22 protein-coding genes and 2 pseudogenes are annotated in these 24,871 nt (G+C 38.9%); all 24 read left to right on the forward strand.

Features of this window, described 5'->3' with window-relative positions; translation table 11 throughout:
* The first annotated feature begins 100 nt into the window (after positions 1 to 100).
* The 24 genes and pseudogenes from rpsB (at position 101) to rpsO (ending at position 24,841) form a co-directional block, all read left to right on the forward strand.
* Entirely contained in the window at positions 101 to 820 is a 720-nt protein-coding gene (gene rpsB / locus QUF91_RS06645; protein WP_049668466.1) for a 30S ribosomal protein S2, read from the forward strand.
* 101 nt (positions 821 to 921) lie between these two features.
* Entirely contained in the window at positions 922 to 1,809 is an 888-nt protein-coding gene (gene tsf / locus QUF91_RS06650; protein WP_285394649.1) for a translation elongation factor Ts, read from the forward strand.
* Between the two features lie 201 nt (positions 1,810 to 2,010).
* Positions 2,011 to 2,238 (forward strand): hypothetical protein, encoded by a 228-nt coding sequence (locus QUF91_RS06655; protein ID WP_289417202.1) that lies wholly within the window; start codon positions 2,011 to 2,013, stop codon positions 2,236 to 2,238.
* A gap of 73 nt (positions 2,239 to 2,311) precedes the next feature.
* Positions 2,312 to 3,037: a UMP kinase gene (gene pyrH / locus QUF91_RS06660; protein WP_285394647.1), complete on the forward strand. Its 726-nt coding sequence runs from the start codon at positions 2,312 to 2,314 to the stop codon at positions 3,035 to 3,037.
* Positions 3,037 to 3,594 carry a ribosome recycling factor gene (frr, locus tag QUF91_RS06665; protein WP_285394645.1) on the forward strand — a complete coding sequence of 186 codons (558 nt, stop codon included), beginning with the start codon at positions 3,037 to 3,039 and terminating at the stop codon, positions 3,592 to 3,594. Before pyrH ends, frr begins: the two co-directional genes overlap by 1 nt.
* Before the next feature lie 404 nt (positions 3,595 to 3,998).
* Complete coding sequence (locus tag QUF91_RS06670; protein ID WP_289417203.1) at positions 3,999 to 4,793, forward strand: undecaprenyl pyrophosphate synthase; 795 nt, start codon at positions 3,999 to 4,001, stop codon at positions 4,791 to 4,793.
* Complete coding sequence (locus QUF91_RS06675; protein WP_289417204.1) at positions 4,790 to 5,590, forward strand: phosphatidate cytidylyltransferase; 801 nt, start codon at positions 4,790 to 4,792, stop codon at positions 5,588 to 5,590. The genes QUF91_RS06670 and QUF91_RS06675 overlap by 4 nt, the downstream gene beginning before the upstream one ends.
* A 52-nt stretch (positions 5,591 to 5,642) precedes the next feature.
* Positions 5,643 to 6,788 carry a 1-deoxy-D-xylulose-5-phosphate reductoisomerase gene (gene dxr / locus QUF91_RS06680; protein ID WP_289417205.1) on the forward strand — a complete coding sequence of 382 codons (1,146 nt, stop codon included), beginning with the start codon at positions 5,643 to 5,645 and terminating at the stop codon, positions 6,786 to 6,788.
* Positions 6,789 to 6,833: 45 nt separating this feature from the next.
* A complete protein-coding gene (gene rseP / locus QUF91_RS06685; protein ID WP_289417206.1) occupies positions 6,834 to 8,102 on the forward strand; it encodes an RIP metalloprotease RseP in 1,269 nt (422 codons plus the stop codon).
* A gap of 198 nt (positions 8,103 to 8,300) precedes the next feature.
* On the forward strand, positions 8,301 to 10,007 hold the full coding sequence (locus tag QUF91_RS06690) for a proline--tRNA ligase (RefSeq protein WP_285394638.1): 1,707 nt from the start codon (positions 8,301 to 8,303) through the stop codon (positions 10,005 to 10,007).
* Positions 10,008 to 10,368: 361 nt separating this feature from the next.
* A pseudogene (locus QUF91_RS06695) lies at positions 10,369 to 13,296 on the forward strand (PolC-type DNA polymerase III); the annotation flags it as partial.
* Positions 13,297 to 14,178: 882 nt separating this feature from the next.
* A complete protein-coding gene (locus tag QUF91_RS06700; protein ID WP_289417207.1) occupies positions 14,179 to 14,445 on the forward strand; it encodes a hypothetical protein in 267 nt (88 codons plus the stop codon).
* A gap of 116 nt (positions 14,446 to 14,561) precedes the next feature.
* Positions 14,562 to 15,965: pseudogene (locus QUF91_RS06705) on the forward strand (PolC-type DNA polymerase III); the annotation flags it as partial.
* 693 nt (positions 15,966 to 16,658) lie between these two features.
* Positions 16,659 to 17,129 carry a ribosome maturation factor RimP gene (rimP, locus tag QUF91_RS06710; RefSeq protein ID WP_285394635.1) on the forward strand — a complete coding sequence of 157 codons (471 nt, stop codon included), beginning with the start codon at positions 16,659 to 16,661 and terminating at the stop codon, positions 17,127 to 17,129.
* A gap of 30 nt (positions 17,130 to 17,159) precedes the next feature.
* Complete coding sequence (nusA, locus tag QUF91_RS06715; RefSeq protein WP_285394634.1) at positions 17,160 to 18,299, forward strand: transcription termination factor NusA; 1,140 nt, start codon at positions 17,160 to 17,162, stop codon at positions 18,297 to 18,299.
* Between the two features lie 186 nt (positions 18,300 to 18,485).
* Entirely contained in the window at positions 18,486 to 18,764 is a 279-nt protein-coding gene (gene rnpM, locus QUF91_RS06720; protein ID WP_068983119.1) for an RNase P modulator RnpM, read from the forward strand.
* Positions 18,761 to 19,069 carry a YlxQ family RNA-binding protein gene (locus QUF91_RS06725; protein WP_053483263.1) on the forward strand — a complete coding sequence of 103 codons (309 nt, stop codon included), beginning with the start codon at positions 18,761 to 18,763 and terminating at the stop codon, positions 19,067 to 19,069. The genes rnpM and QUF91_RS06725 overlap by 4 nt, the downstream gene beginning before the upstream one ends.
* Before the next feature lie 14 nt (positions 19,070 to 19,083).
* Entirely contained in the window at positions 19,084 to 21,363 is a 2,280-nt protein-coding gene (gene infB, locus QUF91_RS06730; RefSeq protein ID WP_285394632.1) for a translation initiation factor IF-2, read from the forward strand.
* Positions 21,363 to 21,641, forward strand: a complete 279-nt coding sequence (locus QUF91_RS06735) for a DUF503 domain-containing protein (RefSeq protein WP_285394631.1) — start codon at positions 21,363 to 21,365, stop codon at positions 21,639 to 21,641. The genes infB and QUF91_RS06735 overlap by 1 nt, the downstream gene beginning before the upstream one ends.
* A 90-nt stretch (positions 21,642 to 21,731) precedes the next feature.
* Positions 21,732 to 22,073, forward strand: a complete 342-nt coding sequence (gene rbfA, locus QUF91_RS06740) for a 30S ribosome-binding factor RbfA (RefSeq protein ID WP_285394629.1) — start codon at positions 21,732 to 21,734, stop codon at positions 22,071 to 22,073.
* 210 nt (positions 22,074 to 22,283) lie between these two features.
* A complete protein-coding gene (gene truB, locus QUF91_RS06745; protein ID WP_285394628.1) occupies positions 22,284 to 23,195 on the forward strand; it encodes a tRNA pseudouridine(55) synthase TruB in 912 nt (303 codons plus the stop codon).
* Between the two features lie 13 nt (positions 23,196 to 23,208).
* Positions 23,209 to 24,165 carry a riboflavin biosynthesis protein RibF gene (gene ribF / locus QUF91_RS06750; protein WP_289417208.1) on the forward strand — a complete coding sequence of 319 codons (957 nt, stop codon included), beginning with the start codon at positions 23,209 to 23,211 and terminating at the stop codon, positions 24,163 to 24,165.
* 63 nt (positions 24,166 to 24,228) lie between these two features.
* The gene (locus tag QUF91_RS06755; RefSeq protein WP_289417209.1) at positions 24,229 to 24,426 is read left to right on the forward strand and encodes a hypothetical protein; all 198 of its coding nucleotides are present in this window, start codon (positions 24,229 to 24,231) and stop codon (positions 24,424 to 24,426) included.
* A gap of 145 nt (positions 24,427 to 24,571) precedes the next feature.
* Entirely contained in the window at positions 24,572 to 24,841 is a 270-nt protein-coding gene (gene rpsO / locus QUF91_RS06760) for a 30S ribosomal protein S15 (RefSeq protein ID WP_053483257.1), read from the forward strand.
* The last annotated feature ends 30 nt before the right edge of the window (positions 24,842 to 24,871 follow it).

The following is a 24,871-nucleotide window of genomic DNA, read 5'->3' on the forward strand; positions in this document are numbered from 1 at the left end:
ACGCATTTTGATGTAGTAAGTGGTGCTCTAAGCTTAGGGTAGCTTGTTGCAAGTGATAAATGCGGAGGATAAAAACCAAACATACTAGGAGGAAATACACATGTCAGTAATTTCTATGAAACAATTACTTGAAGCTGGTGTACATTTCGGTCACCAAACTCGTCGTTGGAACCCAAAAATGAAGAAATATATCTTCGTTGAGCGTAACGGGATCTACATCATCGACTTACAAAAAACTGTTAAAAAATTAGAGGAAGCTTATGACTTCATGCGTCAAGTTGGTCAAGACGGTGGTAAAGTTCTTTTCGTTGGTACGAAAAAACAAGCACAAGAAGCGATCAAAGATGAAGCTGAACGTTCAGGCAACTACTACATCAACCAACGTTGGTTAGGTGGTACTCTTACAAACTTCGGTACTATTCAAAAACGTGTTGCACGTATGAAAGCAATCGAAAAAATGGAAGAAGATGGAACTTTTGAAGTTCTTCCTAAAAAAGAAGTAATCCAACTTAAAAAAGAACACGAACGTCTAATCAAATTCTTAGGCGGTATCCGTGATATGCACGCTCTTCCAGACGTAATGTTCGTGGTTGACCCACGCAAAGAACGCATTGCTGTTGCAGAAGCTATTAAATTAAACATCCCTCTAGTAGGTATTGTTGATACTAACTGTGATCCAGATGAAATCGACTACGTAATCCCTGCTAATGATGATGCTATTCGCGCTGTTAAACTTTTAACTGCTAAAATGGCTGACGCTTTAATCGAGTCAAAACAAGGTGAAGAAGAAGCTCCAGCTGTAGAAGCTGCTGCTGAGTAATTCACGTTTACAAAAAGGTGATAAGTGGCTCAGGACCCTTATCACCTTTTTTAGAACCTATCACTAAAATTTGTACAACCAATTTGAGGAGGAAACACTAAATGGCAAACATTACTGCACAATTAGTAAAAGAATTACGTGAAAAAACTGGCGCTGGAATGATGGATTGTAAAAAAGCGTTAGTACAAACTGATGGCGATATTGATGCTGCAATCGATTTCCTACGTGAAAAAGGTCTTTCTTCAGCTGCTAAAAAAGCTGACCGTATCGCTGCAGAAGGTACAACTTATATCTTAGAAAATGGTAACGAAGCAATCATCCTTGAAGTAAACGCTGAAACTGACTTCGTTTCTAAAAACGAAAAATTCCAAGTATTAGTTGCTTCTTTAGCTGAGCAATTACTTGCTGCTAAACCTGCAACAGTTGAAGCTGCATTAGAGCTTGCAAATGCTGAAGGTGTGAAAATTGCTGATCAAATTTCAACTGCAGTTGCAACAATCGGTGAAAAAATCACTCTTCGTCGTTTCGAAGTGAAAACAAAAACTGATGCAGATGCATTCGGTTCTTACTTACACATGGGCGGCCGTATCGGTGTATTAGTTACTTTAGAAGGTTCTACAGATGCTGCTGCTGCAAAAGATGTTGCTATGCACATCGCAGCTATTAACCCTACTTATGTTTCTCGCGATGAAGTTTCTGCAGAAGAAGTTGAACGTGAGCGTAAAGTATTAACTGAACAAGCTCTTAACGAAGGTAAACCAGAAAATATCGTAGCGAAAATGGTAGAAGGACGTCTTGGTAAATACTTTGAAGATGTTTGCTTACTTGACCAAACATTCGTTAAAAACTCAGACCAAAAAGTACGTGACTTCGTTGCTTCAACTGGTGGTTCAGTAAACGGTTTCGTACGTTACGCTGTAGGTGAAGGTATCGAAAAACGTGAAGATAACTTCGCTGAAGAAGTAATGAGCCAAGTTAAAGGTAACTAATTTAGCTTGCATTTGATCCTAATCAAATAATATCTAGATTTTCTAGACTAAAAAATGGGGAACACAACATAGCGTGTTCCCTATTTTTCCGAAATTAGCGAAAAAAAGATATAATTGGCTCATTACCAAAAGTTGCGGATAACATTTGTTAAAACGTATGCTATGTATATAAGTTGATCTTCGATACGGCTAGGCGACTCCTTGGGGCTCAACGTCATAGATGAGACCCTGGAGCGAGCATCGCGAGTGAAGCAGCTCATCGGACGCCCCAGGAAGCTTTTGCTCTGTGCGAAAGAGAAGCGGCCGCGACAATTGTTTTTTCTGTGCGAAAGCGAAGCGGCAGCTACAAAGCGCCCAGCCGGAACAGAAATCAACCAACTTTATGATGATGAGTCACATAATTTTCTATTTTGCCTTATTCATAACTAGAAATTATTGTTATTTATACTATAATGGAAAAGGGAATAGAGATGTTTTAAATAAAGTCTGACGGAGGTTTACAATGAGTGTGCCACAATATAAACGAGTAGTTATTAAATTAAGTGGTGAAGCGTTAGCTGGAGAAGCGGGCTTCGGTTTATCACCAAAAATAATCAAGTCTGTTGCAGAAGAAGTAAAAGAAGTAGTAGATCTTGATGTAGAAGTTGCTGTTGTTGTAGGTGGCGGTAACATATGGCGTGGGAAAATCGGTAGCGAAATGGGCATGGATCGTGCAGCAGCCGATTATATGGGTATGCTAGCGACGGTTATGAACTCTTTAGCGTTACAAGATGCCCTTGAAAAATTAGGGATTGAAACACGTGTACAATCTTCTATTGTGATGACACAAGTAGCAGAGCCATATATTCGTCGTAAAGCAGTTCGTCATCTAGAGAAAAAACGTGTTGTAATTTTTGCAGCAGGTACAGGTAACCCGTTCTTCTCTACTGATACTACTGCTGCATTACGAGCAGCAGAAATCGACGCAGATGCGATTTTAATGGCAAAAAATAATGTAGACGGTGTCTATTCAGCAGATCCAAAGGTAGATACAACTGCCGTTAAATACGATACACTCACATATTTAGACGTTATTCAACAAGGTTTACAAGTAATGGATTCAACAGCTTCTACTTTATGTATGGATAACGATATTCCGTTAATTGTCTTCTCGATTACGGAGCCAGGTAATATTAAACGTGCCGTACAAGGCGAGAAAATTGGAACAGTTGTTAGGAGGAATGCATAATGGCTAAACAAGTTTTAGAACAAGCTAAAGACAAAATGAACAAAACAATTGCCGCTTTTTCACGTGAACTAGCTTCAATCCGTGCAGGTCGTGCAAATGCTTCTCTATTAGATCGCATTACAGTTGATTATTATGGTGCACCAACACCGATTAATCAGCTTGGAGGTGTTTCTGTACCAGAAGCGCGTTTATTAGTTATTACACCTTACGATAAAACAATCTTAGGTGAAATCGAAAAAGCGATTATGAAATCAGATATTGGTATTACACCAACAAATGATGGATCTGTTATTCGTTTAATGATCCCGGCTTTAACAGAAGAGCGTCGTAAAGATCTTGTGAAGCAAGTGAAAAAAGAAGCAGAAGATGCAAAAATCGCTGTACGTAATGTTCGTCGCGATGCTAATGATGATCTGAAAAAACTTGAAAAAGCTGGCGAAATCACAGAAGATGGTCTACGTGGCTACGGTGAAGATATTCAAAAATTAACGGATGAATTCATCGTAAAAGTAGATCAAGTAATGAAAGACAAAGAAAAAGAAATTTTAGAGGTGTAAACAACTCAATTTACATCTCCATGATGGAACTTTTTAATGAGATGAAGGCGTCCTATAAATATCAGGACGTCTTTTCTCTTTACTTTTAAATGATTATGTAAAAGGTTTAGTAAAGTGTTATACATAACTTTAATTGTTTTAGGGAAATACCTTTCATCTAATTTTTCTTTCTTTTAAGATTAAGAAGAACTGTTTTTTACGTAAAGAGAAAAACATTATTGAGGAATGAACGAAATAAGGGAAATACCTCTTAATAATCATACTTGAGCATCCTAAAATGTGTGTAGTTCTAAAATAAGCTAGTTCATACATAGTCAATTTAGAGGGAAAAAAAAGACAAAAAGCGCTTTTGTTTGTTATGATAGGTTAGTATACGTCCGATTAGTTGTAGTGGGGGAGTTAGCATGTTTAAAAAGCTATTAGGTAAACAAATAAAAATGGATACACTATCATTGGAGGAACGTGTTGCCCTTGCTAAAAACGAGCCGATTCCTGCTCATGTAGCGATTATTATGGACGGAAATGGACGTTGGGCGAAGAAACGTGCCATGCCACGTGTTGCTGGACATCATGAAGGTATGAAAACCGTGAGAAAGGTAACTAGATTTGCATCAGATCTAGGTATTAAAGTTTTAACGGTGTATGCGTTCTCTACAGAAAATTGGAAACGACCAAAAAAAGAGGTTGATTTTCTGATGCGTTTACCTGTCGAATTTTTAGGTTCCTTTTTACCTGAAATGATGGAACGCAATGTACGTGTTGAAATGATTGGAGATCCATCTTTGTTGCCTGCACATACTCAAAGAGCATTGTATGAGGCGATGGAGGAGACAAAGCATAATACAGGATTAATTCTAAATTTTGCTCTAAATTATGGAAGCCGTTCAGAAATGGTTTGTGCCATGAAAACAATGCTTCAAAAGGTGCAAGACGGTCAATTAACGATGCAAGACATAACAGAAGAATGCTTGACATCTCATTTAATGACTGCCCATCTGCCAGAGCCAGATTTATTAATTCGTACAAGCGGTGAAGTACGATTAAGTAATTTTATGTTATGGCAGCTCGCCTATACAGAATTTTGGTTTACAGATACATTGTGGCCAGATTTTAGTGAGGAAAACTTACTGGAAGCGGTGGAAAACTATCAGAAACGTAATCGCCGTTACGGTGGGTTGAAGGGAGAAGAAACAACTTGAAACAACGAATTATCACAGCAATAATTGCAGGAGCGCTATTTATTCCATTCGTTATTTATGGAAAAGTGCCATTTACACTACTTGTACTTGCAATGGCTGTTGTCGGTTTTTATGAAATACTAAAAATGAAAGGTATTTCACTTTTTTCAGTACCTGGCTTTATAGGGTTGCTAACTTTAATTTTGCTTGTTATACCAAAAGACTGGTCTAGTGAAATCGTAGAGGCAATTGGCTATTCGTCCACTTTAATGGTGGTCTATGGACTCATGATGTTATTGCTTATTTACGTAGTCTTTGTGAAAAATAAAATTACTTTTGATGAAGTTGCGTTTATTTTATTAGGTGCGTTTTATGTTGGGTTAGGCTTCCATTATTTAATTGAAACAAGAAATGCAGGTCTTGAATTTGTTGTCTACTGTTTGCTAGTTGTTTGGACAACTGACTCAGGCGCATACTTTGTAGGAAGAAAGCTAGGTAAAAATAAGCTATGGCCTGAAATTTCACCTAAGAAAACCATAGAAGGCTTTGTAGGTGGGATTGTTATTGCGGTAATCTTTGCTGTTGGAATGCAAGCAGTTTATCCATTTATGAATAGCTATGCTTCACTTATTTTCGTGACAATCTTTGCGTCAATTATCGGTCAAATGGGCGATTTAGTGGAATCGGCTATAAAGCGTCATTTTGACGTCAAGGATTCAGGCAATATTTTACCTGGGCATGGAGGTATTTTAGACCGCTTTGATAGTCTATTATTCGTCGTGCCATTACTACATTTTTTACATCTTTTCGTTAACTAAGAACAATAGAAGCTAGTTTATTTGCTTAGATAGAAAAAGGGGACTAATTGTCGTGAAAAAAATAAGTTTACTTGGTGCAACTGGTTCAATCGGTTGGCAAACCTATGATATTTTAAAAGAACAACAAGATGCCTTTCATTTAGTGGCCTTTTCTTCAGGGAAAAACATCGAAAAAACGCGTGAAATGATTGAAACTTTAAAGCCTGAGCTAGTATCTGTTCAATTAGAAGAGGATGCAATGATGCTCGCTAAAGAATATCCACTAATCCATTTTACGTTTGGCGCAAAAGGGCTTGTAGAGGTAGCTACACACCCTGATTCAACAGTGCTTGTAAACGCTGTTCTTGGAAGTGTTGGACTAGAATCGACATTAGCCGCAATTCGAATGGGCAAAACAATTGCCATTGCCAATAAAGAGACACTTGTTACTGCTGGACATTTAGTAATGGCTGAGGCAAGGAAATATAATGCAACAATTTTACCGGTTGATAGTGAGCATTCTGCGATTTTTCAGTCAATGAATGGTGAGAATCCAAAAAATATTGAACGTTTAATCATTACAGCTTCTGGTGGTAGCTTCCGTGACAAAACACGTGAGGAGTTGAAGCATGTAACGGTTGCAGATGCACTAAATCATCCGAATTGGTCAATGGGTGCGAAAATAACGATAGATTCAGCTACAATGATGAATAAAGGGTTGGAAGTCATTGAAGCACATGTCTTATTTGATATGCCATATGATAAAATTGATGTACTTTTGCATAGAGAAAGTATTATTCACTCCCTAGTTGAGTATCATGATACTAGTGTCATTGCACAGTTAGGTACACCGGATATGCGTGTACCTATTCAATATGCCTTAAGCTACCCAGATCGTATGCCGCTACATAACGGACAACGACTTAATTTAGCACAAATTGGTCAGTTGCATTTTAAAGAAATGGATTTTGAACGTTATCCAGCATTGCGTCTAGCTTATGAGGCTGGGCGTACAGGCGGCACAATTTTAACAGCGATGAATGCGGCGAATGAAGCGGCAGTTGCGGCATTTTTACATGGGAGAATAACATTCCTTGAAATTGACGAAACGATTGAGCGTGTAATGCAGGCACATAACAACGTATTAGTGCCAGATTTGCAAACAATTTTGCATGTAGACAGTGAAACAAGAAAAACAGTGTTAAACATGGTAAAATAACGAGAGAAGATATCGTTAACTATTCGCTTTTAAAGGTGGGGTATTATGCAAACAGCTATTGCATTTATTTTAATATTTGGCCTACTCGTATTCTTCCATGAATTTGGTCACTTCTTGTTTGCGAAACGCGCAGGAATCATGGTTCGAGAATTCGCCATTGGTATGGGACCGAAAATTTATTGGAGAACACATGGTGAAACAATCTATACGGTACGTTTATTGCCGATTGGTGGGTACGTTCGTATGGCTGGTGAGGACATGGATGGCACTGAATTACAACCAGGCTACCGAGTGGGGCTTATTGTAGATGAAGATAATGTTGTAAAGAAAATTATCTTTAATCAAAATAATAAGCAATTACCAGATTTGTTATTTTTAGAAGTTGAGCGTGCTGATTTAGAAAAAGAATTGTTTGTAGAAGGCTATGATGAAGAAGAAAAGTTAGTTCGTTATAGTGTTGCAAGAGATTGTATGATCGTAGAAAACGGTAGAGAAACGTTAATTGCACCATATGATCGTCAATTTAATGCTAAAACAGTTGGTCAACGTTCTATGACAATCTTTGCAGGTCCATTGTTTAACTTTATTTTAGCTTTTGTTATTTATTTGCTAATTGGCTTATTTTATGGTGTCCCTACGTATGAGCCAATCATAACAGAAGTTGTAAACAATGATCCAGCTGCACAGGCAGGAATGGTTGCCGGCGATAGAGTAACTGCCATCGACGGACAAGCGGTTGAAAAATGGCAAGACTTAGCTGGCAATGTACAAGATCGTCCAGGTGAAACAATTAATGTAACAATTGAACGAGATGGACAAACAAAAAATCTTCCAATGACCGTTAAAGAAAAGAAAGATGAGAAGACTGGTAAGATTTATGGCCAAATTGGTGTTAAGTATGAGAGTCCACGTGAATTTAATCCATTAAAGGCAGTTGTTTATGGAGCTCAAGAAACCTATAATATGACTGTTAAAATATTTGAGTTGCTTGGTATGTTAATTACTGGTCAATTCACTATAGATGCTCTATCAGGTCCAGTAGGTATTTATAAAGCGACAGAGGCTGTAGCTCAATATGGATTCATGAATTTAATGAATTGGGCTGCAATGTTAAGTATTAACCTTGGGATTATGAACTTACTACCGCTTCCAGCACTTGATGGTGGTCGTCTATTATTCTTCGGCTATGAAGCAGTACGTGGTAAGCCAATTGATCGTCAAAAAGAGGGTCTTGTGCATTTTGTAGGTATCGTATTATTGATGATTCTAATGGTCATCGTTACATGGAACGATATCCAACGATTTTTCTTCTAATTAAATTAAGTTGAGTTGAGTTTTTCAAGGAAAACATAATTTAGAGAAGCCCTAGCGAATGTTACAAGGAGCCAAGGTGAGAACTGATTGAAAACATAGCTTTGAGCGCAATTTTTTTGAAACATTGCGTTCAAAGCTAAATTTGTTTATGCTAATTAGAGTATAAAAACTTATTTATTAAAAAAGGTGGAACACTGAATGAAGCAAAGTAAAACATTTATCCCAACGCTACGTGAAGTACCTGCTGATGCAGAAGTAAAATCACATAAGCAATTACTACGTGCAGGGTTTATTCGTCAAAATACAAGTGGGGTATACTCGTATTTACCGCTTGCAAAACGTGTGTTAACAAAAATAGAAAATATTATTCGTGAAGAAATGGAAGCAATTAATTCAATTGAGCTTTTAATGCCTTCGTTACAATCAGCGGAACTTTGGCAGGAATCAGGTCGCTGGGAAAAATACGGCCCAGAATTAATGCGTTTGAAAGACCGTCATAATCGTGATTTTGCTTTAGGACCAACACATGAAGAAGTGATTACAACTTTAGTACGCGATGAAATTAAATCATATAAAAAATTACCGTTAACACTTTATCAAATTCAAACTAAATTCCGTGATGAAAAACGTCCTCGATTTGGATTACTTCGAGGTAGAGAGTTTATTATGAAAGATGCCTATTCTTTCCATGCGTCACGTGAAAGCTTAGATGAAACATATGATGATATGTACCGTGCCTATTCAAATATCTTCTCTCGTCTAGGTTTAAACTACCGAGCAGTTATTGCAGATGCAGGCTCAATTGGTGGTAAAGGTACACATGAATTTATGGTGCTTTCCGAAATTGGGGAAGATACAATTGCCTATTCTGACACGTCTAATTATGCTGCGAACATCGAAATGGCAGAAGTTCTTGTAGACTATCAACCATCAGATGCAGCATTAAAAGACCTTGAAAAAGTGGCAACACCAGATCAAAAAACAATTGAAGAAGTATCAGCTTTCTTAAATGTTGAGCCTTTAACTGTCATTAAATCTTTAGTGTTTGACGTTGATGGTGAATTAGTTGTTGTACTTGCTCGTGGAGATCACGAAATTAATGATATTAAACTTAAAAATGCGCTTAATGCTGATTCTGTGGAACTTGCTAGTGAAGAGGCAATTCGTGATTTATTAGGCTGTGGTGTTGGTTCAATCGGTCCTGTTAAATTACCGGTAGACATAAAAGTAGTAGCTGACAATGCTATTAAATCAATCTGTAACGGTGTAGCTGGTGCAAATGAGGATGGGTTCCACTTAGTAAACGTTAATCCAGAGCGTGATTTTGCAGTGAATGAATACTTAGATATTCGTTTTATTCAAGAGGGTGATCCATCTCCAGATGGACACGGTATTATCAAATTTGCAGAAGGTATTGAGGTTGGGCATATTTTCAAATTAGGAACAACTTACTCTGCAAAAATGAATGGTACTTTCTTAGACGAGCAAGGTAAGGCACAGCCATTTATTATGGGCTGCTACGGTATTGGTGTATCACGTATTTTAGCTGCTGTTGCTGAGCATTTCCAAGATGACAATGGTTTTATTTGGCCAACACAATTAGCTCCTTATGATATTCATGTTGTACCTGTTAATACAAAGGATGAAACACAAGTAGCCTTAGCTGATGAGCTGTATGGCTTATTGAAATCATACCGTTATGATGTGTTATTAGATGATCGTGCGGAGCGAGTAGGGGTTAAATTTGCAGATGCTGATTTAATTGGATTACCTGTCCGTGTAACAGTAGGTAAAAAAGCAACTGAAGGTATTGTTGAAGTAAAATTCCGTCAAACAGGCGAAACGTTTGAATGGAAAAAAGAAGAGGTCATTGATCGTTTAAATGAATTTTTCCGCAAAAATTAACTCCTTTCAGCTGAAGTCTCCCTCCTCAATGGTGGAGAGATGAGCTACTTTTCAGTAGGTGTCCAAGCACCAGCTGAAAGAAGTTAATGCCTCCGGACGCAATTAGGCCGAGGCATAATTGATTTTCCTTTAGAACGGCTTGTCCCCAAAAAGGATGAAAATGGCATTAAATAGATAAAAAATTCGCGCCACTTCTCGGGGACAGCGAGCCAAGCATGAATTCATAGATGTTTAGGATTTGTGAGGCTTGACGGTCACCTGCGGAAAGGGAGCGAATTTTTTCTTTGATTCGTAAACGTTGCTTAGGAATACAATAAGGGGCTTTTAACATTGCCTCTTTCTGAAAGTAGGTGTCAATAGATTGGAACAGCAACAAGAAGCAAGAACGAGGTTTCAAATGCTCTTGCAGCAACTAGAGTTAACAGATGATGTGTATATGTCCTTTTTTGAAGAAGGTGAATTATCACGGTTAACTGTACACAAAAAGAACAGGCTATGGAACTTTACTATAAAATTACAAGGTATACTGCCTTTTCCGCTATATCAACTTTTTCGTACTCGTTTAGCTGAGAAATTTTCAGCTATCGCTGAAATCCACACAACCTTTGATACGGAAGAGAAAAATGTGACGGTGGAGCTTGTCCAACAATATTGGTTAACAGTAGTAGAGCAAATCGATGAGATGGCACCAACTTTAAAAAATTGCCTAGTATCGCAAGTGCCTATGTGGAATGGGCAAAAAATTACGTTATCCTGTATGCAGGAAATGGAATTTATGATGCTGAAAACAAAGTATGCAGAAAAGCTATCTGCAAGCTATACTCAGTTCGGCTTTCCACATATTGTGCTCGATTTCGTGCTGCAAGATCAAACAGAAGAAATGATTGCGGCACAGGAAGCTTTCATGGAGCAGAGGCGTTTAGAAGAAGCCGCTTTAGCTCAGCAAGCGATAGAAGATTACCAAAAACGTGAGAAGGAGAAGAAAGAAAATCCGGCTCTTGCCAATCTTGGTGATCGACCATTCCAGCTTGGTATGTTAATTAAAGATGATGAAACAATGGAAATTAAACGCATTGTTGAGGAAGAACGTCGTGTAATCATTGAAGGCTTTGTATTCGATGCAGAAGTTAAAGAGCTGAAAAGCGGTCGTTCTTTGTTGCAAATTAAAATTACCGACTATACGGATTCCATCGTTGTAAAAATGTTCTCACGTGATAATGATGATGCGGAACTTATGCAACATTTGAAGAAGGGTATGTGGGTAAAAGTACGAGGCTCCGTACAAACTGACACATTCATTCGTGATTTAATCGTGATGGCAAATGATATCAATGAAATCAAAAAAGAAACACGACAAGATAAGGCACCAGAGGGAGAAAAACGAGCTGAATTGCATTTGCATACACCAATGAGCACAATGGACGCTGTTACACCAGTTGATCGACTTGTTGCGCAGGCTGCGAAGTGGGGGCATCCAGCCGTGGCTATTACCGACCATGCTGTTGTACAATCCTTCCCAGAGGCATATGCAGCAGGGAAGAAACATGGTATAAAAGTTATTTACGGTTTGGAAGCGAATTTAGTAGATGATGGTGTTCCGATTGCTTATGCAGCTGAGCATCGATTACTAGATGATGATACTTATGTCGTGTTTGACGTAGAGACGACAGGTCTATCTACTGCTTACGATACGATTATTGAGCTTGCCGCGGTGAAAATTAAAGATGGGCAGGTAATCGACAAATACGAAAGCTTTGCCAATCCCCATCACCCACTTTCGGCGACGACTATTGAACTGACAGGCATTACAGATGATATGGTACGTAACGCGCCAGAAGTGGAACAAGTCATTAAGGAGTTCCATGCATTTATTGGAGATGGTATTGTAGTAGCCCATAATGCATCGTTTGATATTGGCTTTTTATACACAGGCTATAAAAAATTTGGGCTAGAGGGAACAATTCATCCTGTTATTGATACGTTGGAGCTTGCCAGATTGCTTTATCCAACGATGAAAAACCACCGTTTAAATACACTTTGTAAAAAATTCAATATTGATTTAACTCAGCATCACCGAGCTATTTATGATACAGAAGCAACTGGCTTCTTACTTTTACAGCTGTTAAAAGATGCAGATGAATTAGGTATTAAATATCACGATGACTTTAATAAGCATATCGGGGGCGGGGATGCTTATAAAAAAGGACGACCAATGCATTGCACGATATTAGCAGTAGACAATGCTGGACTAAAAAATTTATTTAAATTAGTTACCCACTCCCATACAAAAACTTTCTATCGTGTACCTCGTGTAACACGAGCGGTCCTAGAGCAATATAGAGAAGGTTTATTAGTCGGATCAGGTTGTAGTAATGGTGAATTATTTGAGACAATGATGAATAAATCCCCAGAGGAAGCAGAGCAAGTTGCGAGATTTTATGATTATATTGAAGTTCAACCTAAGGCAGTGTATGCACCGTTAATTGAGCGTAATGTCGTACATGATGAATGGACACTTGAAGATATTATTCGCAAGTTAGTAAAGCTAGGGAAGAAGATCGATAAACCTGTTGTAGCAACCGGTAATGTGCATTACTTAGATCCGATAGATGGAATGTTCAGACAAATACTAGTTGGCTCTCAAGGTGGTGCCAACATATTAAATAGATCAAAGCTGCCTGAGGTTCATTTTAGAACAACTGATGAAATGCTAGCGGAATTTGACTTTTTAGGACCAGATCTTGCGAAAGAAGTAGTTGTCACAAACTCTCAAAAGGTCGCCGATATGATTGGTGATGTAAAGCCAATTAAAGATGATTTATACACACCAAAAATTGAAGGCTCAGATGATGAGGTTACAAATTTAACCTATGAAATGGCTCATCTTATATACGGAGAAGAGCTACCAGAAATCGTGAAGGCCCGAATTGAAAAAGAATTAAAGTCAATTTTAGGCCATGGTTTCGGAGTAATTTATTTAATTTCAGCGAAGCTTGTGAAAAAGTCATTAGCGGATGGTTACTTAGTAGGTTCTCGTGGTTCTGTAGGATCTTCTTTAGTGGCAACCTTTATGGAGATTACTGAGGTAAATCCACTTCCACCTCATTATGTTTGTCCAAATTGTAAGCATTCCGAGTTTTTTAATGACGGTTCAGTAAGCTCAGGCTTTGACTTACCAAATAAAGATTGTACGGAATGTGGAACACCTTATAAAAAAGATGGACAAGACATTCCGTTCGAAACGTTCCTTGGCTTTAAAGGGGATAAGGTACCTGATATTGATTTGAGTGCGACACGTTGTTAACTGAAAAGGTTAACCACCTTAATTGGTAGAACTGCTATTTCAAAGTGTGGAATGACAGAGTAACGTCTTGAAACACACTCGCTAAAGCTACGACAAGCGTGGACGGTATTGCAAACACCAAAACGTTTGAAGCTCGTTAAAGTAGGCTGAAGTTCACCCAAACAGTTCGGCTGTGGAAAGAGGGATAGAAATCTCTTGTGAATGATAGGTCTGGCGTCTATAAAATTCCTATGGTTAGTAGCGGTAGAATCATCGAGACGAACCCTCGACTGACTTTTCGTAAATGTCACGTAGTAGAAATGCTGCGGGGTCCAGTGAGGACTTCTAGGTGTGGATGAGTAAGCGTTAGGTTATGAAAATCCATATTGTGTTACAGGCACAATCTTTGCCTAGCGGAATTTAGAGGGAACCTACGGGAATTATGTACAGATAGAAATAGTGGAACGTGTGAAGCTCCTAACGTAAGAGAAGGTTGCGCTTCAATGACGACGGTGTATGGAAAGGCAAAATAGCTATAACATACTTTAAAGGAGTGGCAGTAGTGCCGTAGTACCGACGAAGAAATGCTGTTGATGACTGAATAACCAATAAGTCGGAGGGAAAAACATTTCAGAGGGAAGGGCACAAGTCGTTAACGTTGAAACAAAACCTACAATAAGTCAGATTCGTGTATGACTAAAGAGAACGAAAACTTCGTAAAGGAAGTGATTAGTTGGCTGACTTAATGATTCAAAAGTTAAGAAATAACGAATATTTTAGGTTACAAGAGACATTTGATAACCTCTTTAAAGAAAGTGAAAATGTTTAAAAGGCTCATCACCAAAATTTGTGGCTGACATTTGTTTAAACATATGCCATGTATATAAGTTGATCTTCGTACAGGCAGGACGCCCCCAGGAAGCTTTGCTCTGTGCGAAAGCGAAGCGTCAGCTACAAAGCGCCCAGCCGGAATGGGAATCAACCACACGTTATGGTGATGAGCCATTTAAAAGTATGGATTGCTGGTATATTCTATTGAAGAAATTCGACATGATATACGAGGACAGAGAAAGCTTGAATTTACGATTTACAATAAGAAAGACAGGTCCTCAAAATAAACAAACTAAGAACGGAAGTAGGAAATCCAAAGCTTAGTTTATAAATTTCAACAAAGTTAACGATGGAACGCCGTATGACGCCGAAAGGGTCACGTACGGTGTGGGGCGGGGGAAAAGCTGGAGATCATATCAAACGCTTACCTATCGTCATATTTTTCCGGTGAATATCAACCACAAGCCCATAACTACACGAAGGTACTATTCGGTGAAGATTATGTATATCGTGCTGGGACAATCGGTACAGTTGCGGAGAAAACAGCGTATGGCTACGTAAAAGGCTATGCTAATGATAACAACCTACATTTCCGCGGCGCTGAGGTAGATCGATTAGTGCAAGGCTGTACAGGCGTAAAACGTACAACAGGACAGCACCCAGGGGGGATTATCGTAGTACCAGACTATATGGATATTTTCGACTTCTCACCAGTGCAATTTCCTGCGGATGCACAGGACTCAGAATGGCGTACAACACACTTTGATTTCCATTCTATTCACGATAATATTTTAAAACTGGATATTCTCGGGCACGATGATCCGACTGTGATTCGGATGTTGCAGGATCTATCAGGAATAGATCCAAAAACCATTCCGACAGATGATCCAATCGTTATGAAAATCTTTAGTTCTCCAGAATCTTTAGGCGTAACAGAAAAACAAATCGGTTGTAAGACGGGAACATTGGGCATACCTGAGTTTGGTACTCGTTTTGTGCGCCAAATGCTTGAAGATACAAAACCATCAACATTCTCGGAGCTTGTGCAAATTTCAGGACTTTCACACGGTACAGACGTGTGGCTCGGCAATGCACAAGAATTAATTCAAAATGGTACATGTGTACTGAAAGAAGTAATTGGCTGTCGTGACGATATTATGGTGTATTTAATTTACCAAGGGCTAGAACCGTCACTGGCGTTTAAAATTATGGAATCCGTACGTAAAGGGAAAGGATTATCTGACGAGTTTGAAGCAGAGATGTTAGCGAATAAAGTACCGGGCTGGTATATCGATTCATGCAAAAAGATTAAATACATGTTCCCGAAAGCCCATGCTGCCGCGTACGTGTTAATGGCAGTGCGTATTGCATGGTTTAAGGTACATTTCCCAATCCTTTATTACGCAGCGTATTTCACAGTTCGTGCAGATGATTTTGATTTAATTGCGATGGTACAGGGTCCGCAAATGATTCGTGCAAAAATTGATGAAATCAATATGAAGGGCTTAGATGCTTCCACAAAAGAAAAAAACCTATTAACTGTAATGGAACTAGCACTTGAAATGTGTGAGCGTGGTATGAGCTTCCAGAAGGTGGACTTATATCGTTCGCAGGCTAGTGAATTTATAATTGATGGGAACTCTTTAATTCCACCATTCGACGCGATTCCTGGACTTGGTACGAACGTTGCTAAACAAATTGTGGTAGCACGAAAGGACGGAGAATTTTTATCGAAGGAAGATTTACAGCAACGAGGTCGTGTATCCAAGACATTAATAGAATACATGGATCAATTGGGCTGTTTAGAGGGAATGCCAGATGCTAATCAGTTATCACTTTTCTAAAATAAGAAGGTTAGTCTGAAGGCATCTTCATCAATAACAAATAACTTATAAGCCTTATGTTCAAAATAAGGCTTATAAAGTTGAGGGTGACATTTGTTAAAATGTATACCATGTTAAAAGTTGATCTTCGTTACGGTTAGGCCACTCCTTGGGGGATTAGCGGCTTAGAGGAGACACTGGAGCGAGCAGGCAGAGGAACGAAGGCTAAAAACATCACGTCCTGTGATAACGCCTTCGTGACCTACATCGTGTAGGCCCAAGCGGCTCATCGGACGCCCATGAAAGCGCCTAGCCAGAACGGAAATCAACTCCCACGTTATGGTGATGAACCCTAATTTAAGCGAAAATTTCAATTTCTAGACACAATTAAGGTTATATTAACTTTTTTCAGCGGGTGTCCAAACATCCGCTGAAAGAAGTTAAAGCCTCCGGGCGCAATTATGCCGAGGCATAATTGATTAGATGTCTAGAATAAGGAAATTTGCATTGTGCTGTAAACTATGCTATCCTTATGGTAATAATTTGTTGATATTTTTCCAGCAAAAGAGTGGGACCTTCCCGCTCTTTTCTGTTGTTATACCGTAGCAAAACAAATTTTTGACTAACAGCAGGTAAGACCGTTAAATTTCACCAAAGCTACTGGTGGAATTTCTGTTTTATTACGCCAGAATTTCATAGATACAGGAGGAAACAATGAGCAAAGTACCATCTTTAATTGAAGAGCTCGCGAAACCGATTGTTGAAGAGTTGAATCTTGAGTTAGTGGATGTCGAGTTCGTAAAAGAAGGACGTAACTGGTTTTTACGTGTTTATGTAGATACACCTGAGGGTGGAATTGACATTGAACAATGTGCTCAAGTTAGTGAACGACTAAGTTTGCTATTGGATGAAAATGATCCAATTACACAAAACTATTATTTAGAAGTTTCTTCACCTGGAGCAGAACGTCCATTAAAAAAAGATGCTGATTTTGAAAATGCGATTGGCAAATTTATTTATGTTAAAACCTATGAGCCCATCAAGGACATGAAGGAATTCCAAGGCTACTTAACGTCATATGATGAACATACATTAGTGATAGAAGTACGCATTAAAACGCGCAAAATTACAGTAACAATTGAACAAGAAAAAATCGCATTGGCACGACTAGCCATCGATTTTTAAGCATATTGCATATTTAGGAGTGAAAACAAAATGAGTAGTGATTTGTTAGATGCGCTAAATGCGCTAGAAGAACAAAAAGGAATTTCAAGAGATGTGTTAATTGAAGCGATTGAAGCGGCATTAGTTACTGCTTACAAACGCAACTTCAATCAAGCACAAAATGTTCGGGTTGACTTAAATTTAGATAAGGGCTCTATTCGTGTCTTTTCACGTAAAGATGTTGTTGAAGAAGTAGAGGATGACCGTTTGCAAATTTCTGAAGAAGATGCAAAGGCGATCAACCCTGCATACCAGTTGGAAGATGTGGTTGAACAGGAAGTGACACCTCGAAACTTTGGTCGTATTGCCGCTCAGACAGCGAAACAAGTTGTTACTCAACGTGTACGTGAGGCAGAACGTGGCTTAATTTACGAGCAATATGTGGACCGTGAAGATGATATCGTGACTGGTGTAGTTGAGCGTCTAGATGCTCGTAATATTTACGTAGGTCTAGGAAAAGTAGAGGCTGCATTACCACAAAACGAACAAATTCAAGGTGAAACATATCGTCCACACGATCGCATCAAGGTCTATATTACAAAGGTTGAACGTACAACACGCGGACCACAAGTCATTGTTTCACGTACACATCCTGGTTTATTACGCCGCCTATTTGAGATGGAAGTACCTGAAATCTATGAAGGTATTGTAGAAATTAAATCAATTGCTCGTGAAGCAGGAGATCGTTCTAAAATTTCTGTTCATGCACATAACGAAGAAGTAGATCCAGTAGGCTCATGTGTAGGAGCAAAAGGCGCGCGCGTACAAACAATTGTTAATGAATTAAACGGCGAAAAAATCGATATCGTTGAATGGTCAGAAGATCCAGTTGTTTTTGTAGCAAATGCTCTTAGCCCATCAAAGGTATTAGATGTTCAAGTAAATGAAGAAGAAAAATCTACTACGGTTGTCGTACCAGACTATCAATTATCATTAGCAATTGGTAAACGTGGTCAAAATGCACGTTTAGCTGCAAAGTTAACTGGCTGGAAAATTGATATTAAGAGTGAAACGGATGCTCGTGAGTTAGGTATTTATCCATCTGCTACAAGCACTTTCATACCTGCTGAGGATGAAGAAAGTGATTTTGATGATGTTGCAGTTGACTTATATCAAGACGACGAAGAATAAGTAAGAAAGCCCGTGTGACTAGTTAACTGCCATTATTCAGTGGGCGTTGGGTTGCGCCGACTGAATAATGGCAGAGCCTACAATGGAAAATATCTTGATACTTATTTAAAATCTAAGTATATGACCAATGTAGTGCATGGCTAGTCCACCTCTTACGACAAGCTTCAGAGAGGAAAGGTGATTCTTATGGCTATTAATAAAAAAGTACCTCTTCGAAAATGTGTAGCTACTGGAGAAATGCTACCAAAGAAAGAAATGATTCGTGTCGTTCGTTCGAAAGAGGGCGAGGTAAGTGTTGATGTTTCCGGAAAAAAACCCGGACGTGGTGCCTATGTCTCTAAATCGGAAAAAGCGATTGAAATCGCCCGAAAGAAAAATGTTTTAGGGCACCAACTTGATGTAAAAATCCCTGAAGAAATCTACGATGAGCTTATTTTGTTAATTCGTAGGGAGTCTATTATATGATTAATCAAGCAGTGCATAATTTGCTTGGGATAGCGGCAAGAGCACGTAAAGTGATTTCAGGAGAAGAGTTAGTAGTAAAGGAAGTCCGCAATGGGAATGCTAAGCTAGTACTACTTGCAAACGATGCTTCTAAAAACTCTAGCAAAAAAATTCAAGATAAATGCACGTACTATAACGTTGAGTATCATGTAATTGGTGATCGTTATGATTTAGGACATGCTACAGGTAAGGAGGCCCGAGTGGCTTTAGCTATTACCGATAAAGGTTTTGCAAGCAAATTGTCTAGTCTACTCAACGAAAAATAATCGGGGGTGAGCAGATGACCAAAATCAGAGTTCATGAATATGCGAAACAAGTGAATAAAACGAGTAAAGAGGTTATTGAAGCACTAAGTCAATTAAATGTGAGTGTAACAAACCATATGTCAATGTTAGAAAAAGACATAGTATCAAAGTTAAACCAATCATTTAAAGCTACAAAAGAAGTGAAGAAACCTACTCAAAACGTATCGCAGAAATCACAAGCTAATGGCCAACAAAAATCACAGCAATCGATGAAAAAGCAAGAAGGGCAAAAGCAGCAATCTGCTACTTCTAAGCCTAAAGTTAATAATCAGCAACAAACGCATCAAAACTCAAATTCGTCTAACGAAAAATCTAAGAATATAAAAGGTAGCCAAAATAGAAATATGACACAAAATAACAATAATAACAATAATAATAATAATCGCAGAGGTGGCGGTGGTTACAACCAACGTCCAAAACCAGGAATTCACGGCGGAAAACGTCGCCATCCAAAAACACATCAACCAAGTCAACCAGTGAAACAAAAGGAATTACCAGAAAAAATTACTTTTGTTGAATCACTTTCAGTAGCAGAATTAGCAAAAAAACTGCACCGTGAACCATCAGAAATTATTAAAAAATTATTTATGCTTGGTGTAATGGCAACAATTAATCAAGAATTAGATAAGGATGCAATTGAATTAATTTGTGCAGACTATGGTGTAGAAGTTGAAGAAGAAATTCGTGTAGATATTACGGATTTAGAAACACACTTCGAACAAACAGAAGAAGTTAACGAGGCGGATTTATCAGAACGTCCTCCTGTAGTGACAATTATGGGGCACGTAGACCATGGTAAAACTACATTATTAGACTCTATCCGAAACACAAAAGTTACAGCTGGAGAGGCTGGCGGTATTACTCAGCATATCGGTGCTTATCAAGTAACTGAAGGCGACAAAAAAATTACGTTCCTTGATACACCAGGACACGCTGCTTTCACAACGATGCGTGCGCGCGGTGCGAAAGTAACGGACTTAACGATTTTAGTAGTAGCTGCGGATGATGGTGTTATGCCACAAACAGTAGAAGCGATTAACCACGCAAAAGCAGCAGAAGTACCAATTATCGTTGCAGTTAATAAAATGGATAAACCATCAGCGAATCCAGACCGTGTAATGCAAGAGTTAACAGAGCATGGCCTAGTTCCTGAAGCTTGGGGCGGCGAAACTATTTTCGTACCAATTTCTGCATTAAAAGGTGAAGGCATTGACACATTGCTTGAAATGATTTTACTTGTCGCTGAAGTTGGAGAATTAAAAGCGAACCCTGATCGCTTAGCACTTGGTACAGTAATTGAAGCACAGCTAGATAAAGGTCGAGGTTCTGTTGCAACGCTTTTAGTACAAGATGGAACATTAAAGGTTGGGGACCCAATTGTTGTCGGCCATACTTATGGACGTGTACGTGCAATGGTGAATGACAAAGGCCGTCGTGTGAAGGAAGCTGGACCATCAACACCAGTAGAAATCACAGGCTTAAATGATGTACCACAAGCTGGTGACCGTTTCGTTGTCTTTGAAGACGAAAAAACAGCGCGCCAAGTCGGAGAAACTCGTGCAATGTCAGCCATTCAAGCACAACGCTCAGAAAAACAACGCGTAACGCTTGATAACTTATTCGAACAAATGAGTCAAGGCGAAATGAAAGAGCTAAACTTAATTGTTAAAGCTGACGTTCAAGGTACTGTAGAAGCTATGGCTGCATCATTAATGAAAATTGATGTTGAAGGCGTAAACGTGAAAATTATTCACACTGGCGCTGGGGCGATTACAGAATCAGATATTTCTCTTGCTGCGGCTTCAAATGCAATTGTTATTGGCTTCAATGTTCGTCCAGATGTCAATGCAAAACGTGCAGCAGAAGAAGAGGGCGTAGATATTCGTCTACACCGCATTATCTATAAAGTAATTGAGGAAATTGAACAAGCAATGAAAGGTATGCTTGATCCAGAATTCGTAGAGAAAATTATTGGTCAAGCAGAAGTTCGACAAACAATTAAAGTATCAAAAGTTGGTACTATTGCTGGTTCATACGTAACAGAAGGTAAAGTAACTCGTGATTCTGGCGTACGTATAATCCGTGAAAATGTAGTAATTTTTGAAGGTGAATTAGATACACTAAAACGTTTCAAAGATGAAGTTAAAGAAGTTGCAAGAGGTTACGAATGTGGTATTACAATTACAAACTTCAACGATATTAAAGAAGGCGATATTATCGAAGCCTATATTATGGAAGAAGTTAAACGCGTATAATGATTGTTTATGCAGAGGTTGAATTTATTATTCAAACTGCCCATTCGTTGAAGGAAAAACGTGCTGTTCTACAGCGTATGATTACCCGCACTAAGCAAAAATTTAATGTCTCCATTGCGGAAATTGACCATCAAAATGTATGGCAACGCACGAAATTAGCGCTTGTTGCTGTTTCTTCATCAAAAGAAGCAGCCGAGCGGGAAATTAATCATGCGCTCCACTACTTACAGTCAAATCCATCTTGGGAACAGCTAGATGTGTGGCGAGACTATTTATAAGTAACATTAGATCGTTGTGTATGTTTAGATGTGATTTACTCATTCCTTGCATACACAACGATCTGTACATCGAAATTGAGGTGACAAACTATGTCTCTACGCTCTAACCGTGTTGCTGAGCAAATGAAAAAAGAGCTCGGTGATATTCTTGGCCGTAAAATAAAAGATCCGCGTGTTGGTTTTGTTACTGTTACTGGTGTTGAAGTGACAGGTGATTTACAGCAAGCGACCATTTATATTACAACTCTAGGCAATGAACGTGAACGAGAGGAAACACTAAAAGCTTTAGTAAAAGCTTCTGGTTTCATTCGCTCGGAAATCGGTACACGAATCCGTTTGCGTCGTACACCAGAATTAATCTTTGAATTTGATTCATCGATTGAATATGGGAACCGTATTGATTCATTGTTACGTGGTTTACACGAAGAATAAGTTTGACTTAAAAAAGTCTGCCCTATGCATGTTCATGCAGGCAGACTTTTTACATACGCCAAAGAAGATTTTACTGAGCAAAGCGGCGGAAAATATTCAAATTTGGATACTGTCAAATAGGCTAAAAAGAATTGATTTTCGTTCATCACCAAATTATGTGGAGAACAACTCCGAGTTATAGTGATGAACCTTGATATTAGGAGGAAATTTATGAACGGTATTTTACCGCTATGGAAGGAACGTGGCATGACGAGTCACGATTGCGTCTTTAAATTGCGAAAGATATTACGTACTAAAAAAGTTGGACATACAGGCACGCTTGATCCAGGGGTAGAGGGTGTTCTTCCAATTTGTATAGGTCAAGCAACACGTATTGCAGAATATTTAACTGATGCAGGCAAAACCTATGAAGCTGTGATTTCAATTGGTCGTACAACGACAACTGAGGATGCAGAAGGAGAAACGGTAGAGCAAGATCATACGATTAAAAAGTTTACACGTACTCAATTGCTAGAAGTTTTAGCCTCCTTAACAGGTGTTATTACTCAAACGCCACCGATGTTTTCGGCTGTCAAAGTAAATGGTAAACGTCTCTACGAATATGCTCGAAAAGGTGAAATTGTTGAAAGGCCCTCACGTCAGGTTACTATTTATGCATTAGAGCTGCTAGAAGATGTAGAAATATATGAAGGTCAAGAAATTATGTTTCCAATCCGAATAGCATGTAGTAAAGGGACTTATATTCGCACACTAGCTGTGCAAATCGGAGAAGCACTTGGCTATCCTGCACATATGAAAGAGCTCGTACGCACTGCCTCAGGTACGTTTACACAAGAAAATTGCTTTACATTGGCACAAGTTGCTGAGCTGATGGAAGCTGAACAAATCGATTCATGCATTTTACCAGTGGAGTATGCATTAACAGATTATCCGTATATTGAGATAACTTCTGCTAATGAAAAAGAAATTTCCAATGGACAAGTGCTTCCAGCAGATGCATTATTAAAGATACATGATAAAATTGTTTTTGGAATCAGTGGGAAAGCAATTGCGGTGTATCAGGCCCATCCTACAAAGGAAGGGCTTATGAAGCCACATAAGATGTTTCCGACGATAGAGTAGGAGGATTTTTTGTATGGAGGTCATTCATTTAAAATACCCACACCAACTACAGCAACGAGAAAGCATGCAGCCATACTCATTGGCACTCGGCTTTTTTGATGGTGTACATAGAGGGCATCAGGCAGTTATTAAGGCAGCGAAAGAAGAAGGAGACAAACGTCAAATTCCAACAGCTGTTATGACATTCGATCCACATCCTTCTGTAGTGCTAGGTGGACGTAACGAAAAGGTATTTTATATTACGTTACTACAGCAGAAATTACAGCTTTTTGAAGAACAAGGTGTAGATACAGTATTTGTTGTACATTTCACATCAGATTTTGCAAAACTCTCACCTGTTGCATTTATTGATACATTTATTCGTGGGTTGAACATCCAACATGTTACAGCTGGCTTTGATTATTCTTTTGGTGCTTTTGGTAAAGGCACAATGGCAGATATGCTTGAATTGAGTAATGGAGAGTATGGCGTGACGGTTGTTGACAAGAAGACTGACAACATCGAAAAAATTAGCTCTACACGTATCCGTAAGCTTTTACAAGAGGGAGATATGGAAGAAGCAAGATTGCTCTTAGGACGACCATTTGAAGTTACGGGTATCGTTGTTCATGGTGATAAGCGAGGGCGTACAATAGGTTTCCCAACTGCTAATGTTCAAGCATTAGAGGGTACGTATATTCCAGCAAGCGGTGTGTATGCGGTTCGTTTACTTGTACAAAATAACTGGTATGATGGTGTATGTAATGTAGGCTATAAACCAACATTTAAAGATCCAAACGACAAGCAATTATCCATCGAAGTCCATATATTAAACTTTGAAAAAAATATTTACGGTGAAGAAGTGCATGTCGCTTGGTATAAACGTATAAGAAGTGAACGGAAATTCGATGGTATTGAATCGTTGAAAGCACAAATCGAAAAGGATAAACAAGAAGCAATTGAATATTTTGGGATCATCACCGAAAGTTAGGGATGGCATTTGGAAACGTATACTCTGTATATAAGTTGATCTTCGTTACGACTGGGCGACTCTTTGGGGATTAGCGTCACAGGTGAGACCCTGCAGCGAAGCGTCAGCAACAAATGTTTTTCTGTGCGAAAGCGAAGCGACAGCAACAAATGTTTTATCTGTGCGAAAGCGAAGCGACAGCAACAACAAAGCGCCCTAACGGAACGAAAATCAACCCCACGTTATAGTGATGAGCCAAAATCTACTTTAGCATTTGAATAGGCGCTTACGTTAACGCTTGCTTGACCTTTTGATTTATGGTAACATTCATAAGTGCATAATATGCTTAACCTTAGCTCGGTATATCGATAACTCCAACGTGTACTGTGCTAATGGGGATTAACAATTATTTAGGAGGTCCATACAAATGGCTATTTCAAAAGAACGTAAAAACGAAATTATTGCTGAGTACCGTACTCACGAAAGTGATACTGGTTCTCCAGAAGTACAAGTTGCAGTATTAACAGAGGAAATTAACGCTCTAAATGCTCACTTACGTACACACAAAAAAGATTTCCACTCTGAGCGTGGTCTTCTTAAAATGGTAGGTCGTCGCCGTCACTTATTAAAATATCTTCGTGAAACTGACGTACAACGTTACCGTGAACTAATCACTCGTTTAGGCTTACGTCGCTAATTGTCAATCGAAAAGCGGGATTAATCCCGC

Origin of the sequence: Lysinibacillus sp. G4S2 (assembly GCF_030348505.1) — a bacterium.
Taxonomy (GTDB): domain Bacteria; phylum Bacillota; class Bacilli; order Bacillales_A; family Planococcaceae; genus Lysinibacillus.

Coding starts and splice junctions, on each gene's coding strand:
- tsf (WP_285394649.1), top strand. CDS start 922: ATGGCAAACATTACTGCACAATTAGTAAAAGAATTACGTGAAAAAACT.
- nusA (WP_285394634.1), top strand. CDS start 17,160: ATGAGTAGTGATTTGTTAGATGCGCTAAATGCGCTAGAAGAACAAAAA.
- infB (WP_285394632.1), top strand. CDS start 19,084: ATGACCAAAATCAGAGTTCATGAATATGCGAAACAAGTGAATAAAACG.
- QUF91_RS06690 (WP_285394638.1), top strand. CDS start 8,301: ATGAAGCAAAGTAAAACATTTATCCCAACGCTACGTGAAGTACCTGCT.
- QUF91_RS06725 (WP_053483263.1), top strand. CDS start 18,761: ATGATTAATCAAGCAGTGCATAATTTGCTTGGGATAGCGGCAAGAGCA.
- QUF91_RS06735 (WP_285394631.1), top strand. CDS start 21,363: ATGATTGTTTATGCAGAGGTTGAATTTATTATTCAAACTGCCCATTCG.
- QUF91_RS06670 (WP_289417203.1), top strand. CDS start 3,999: ATGTTTAAAAAGCTATTAGGTAAACAAATAAAAATGGATACACTATCA.
- truB (WP_285394628.1), top strand. CDS start 22,284: ATGAACGGTATTTTACCGCTATGGAAGGAACGTGGCATGACGAGTCAC.
- rpsO (WP_053483257.1), top strand. CDS start 24,572: ATGGCTATTTCAAAAGAACGTAAAAACGAAATTATTGCTGAGTACCGT.
- rbfA (WP_285394629.1), top strand. CDS start 21,732: ATGTCTCTACGCTCTAACCGTGTTGCTGAGCAAATGAAAAAAGAGCTC.
- pyrH (WP_285394647.1), top strand. CDS start 2,312: ATGAGTGTGCCACAATATAAACGAGTAGTTATTAAATTAAGTGGTGAA.
- rnpM (WP_068983119.1), top strand. CDS start 18,486: ATGGCTATTAATAAAAAAGTACCTCTTCGAAAATGTGTAGCTACTGGA.
- rseP (WP_289417206.1), top strand. CDS start 6,834: ATGCAAACAGCTATTGCATTTATTTTAATATTTGGCCTACTCGTATTC.
- rimP (WP_285394635.1), top strand. CDS start 16,659: ATGAGCAAAGTACCATCTTTAATTGAAGAGCTCGCGAAACCGATTGTT.
- frr (WP_285394645.1), top strand. CDS start 3,037: ATGGCTAAACAAGTTTTAGAACAAGCTAAAGACAAAATGAACAAAACA.
- rpsB (WP_049668466.1), top strand. CDS start 101: ATGTCAGTAATTTCTATGAAACAATTACTTGAAGCTGGTGTACATTTC.
- ribF (WP_289417208.1), top strand. CDS start 23,209: ATGGAGGTCATTCATTTAAAATACCCACACCAACTACAGCAACGAGAA.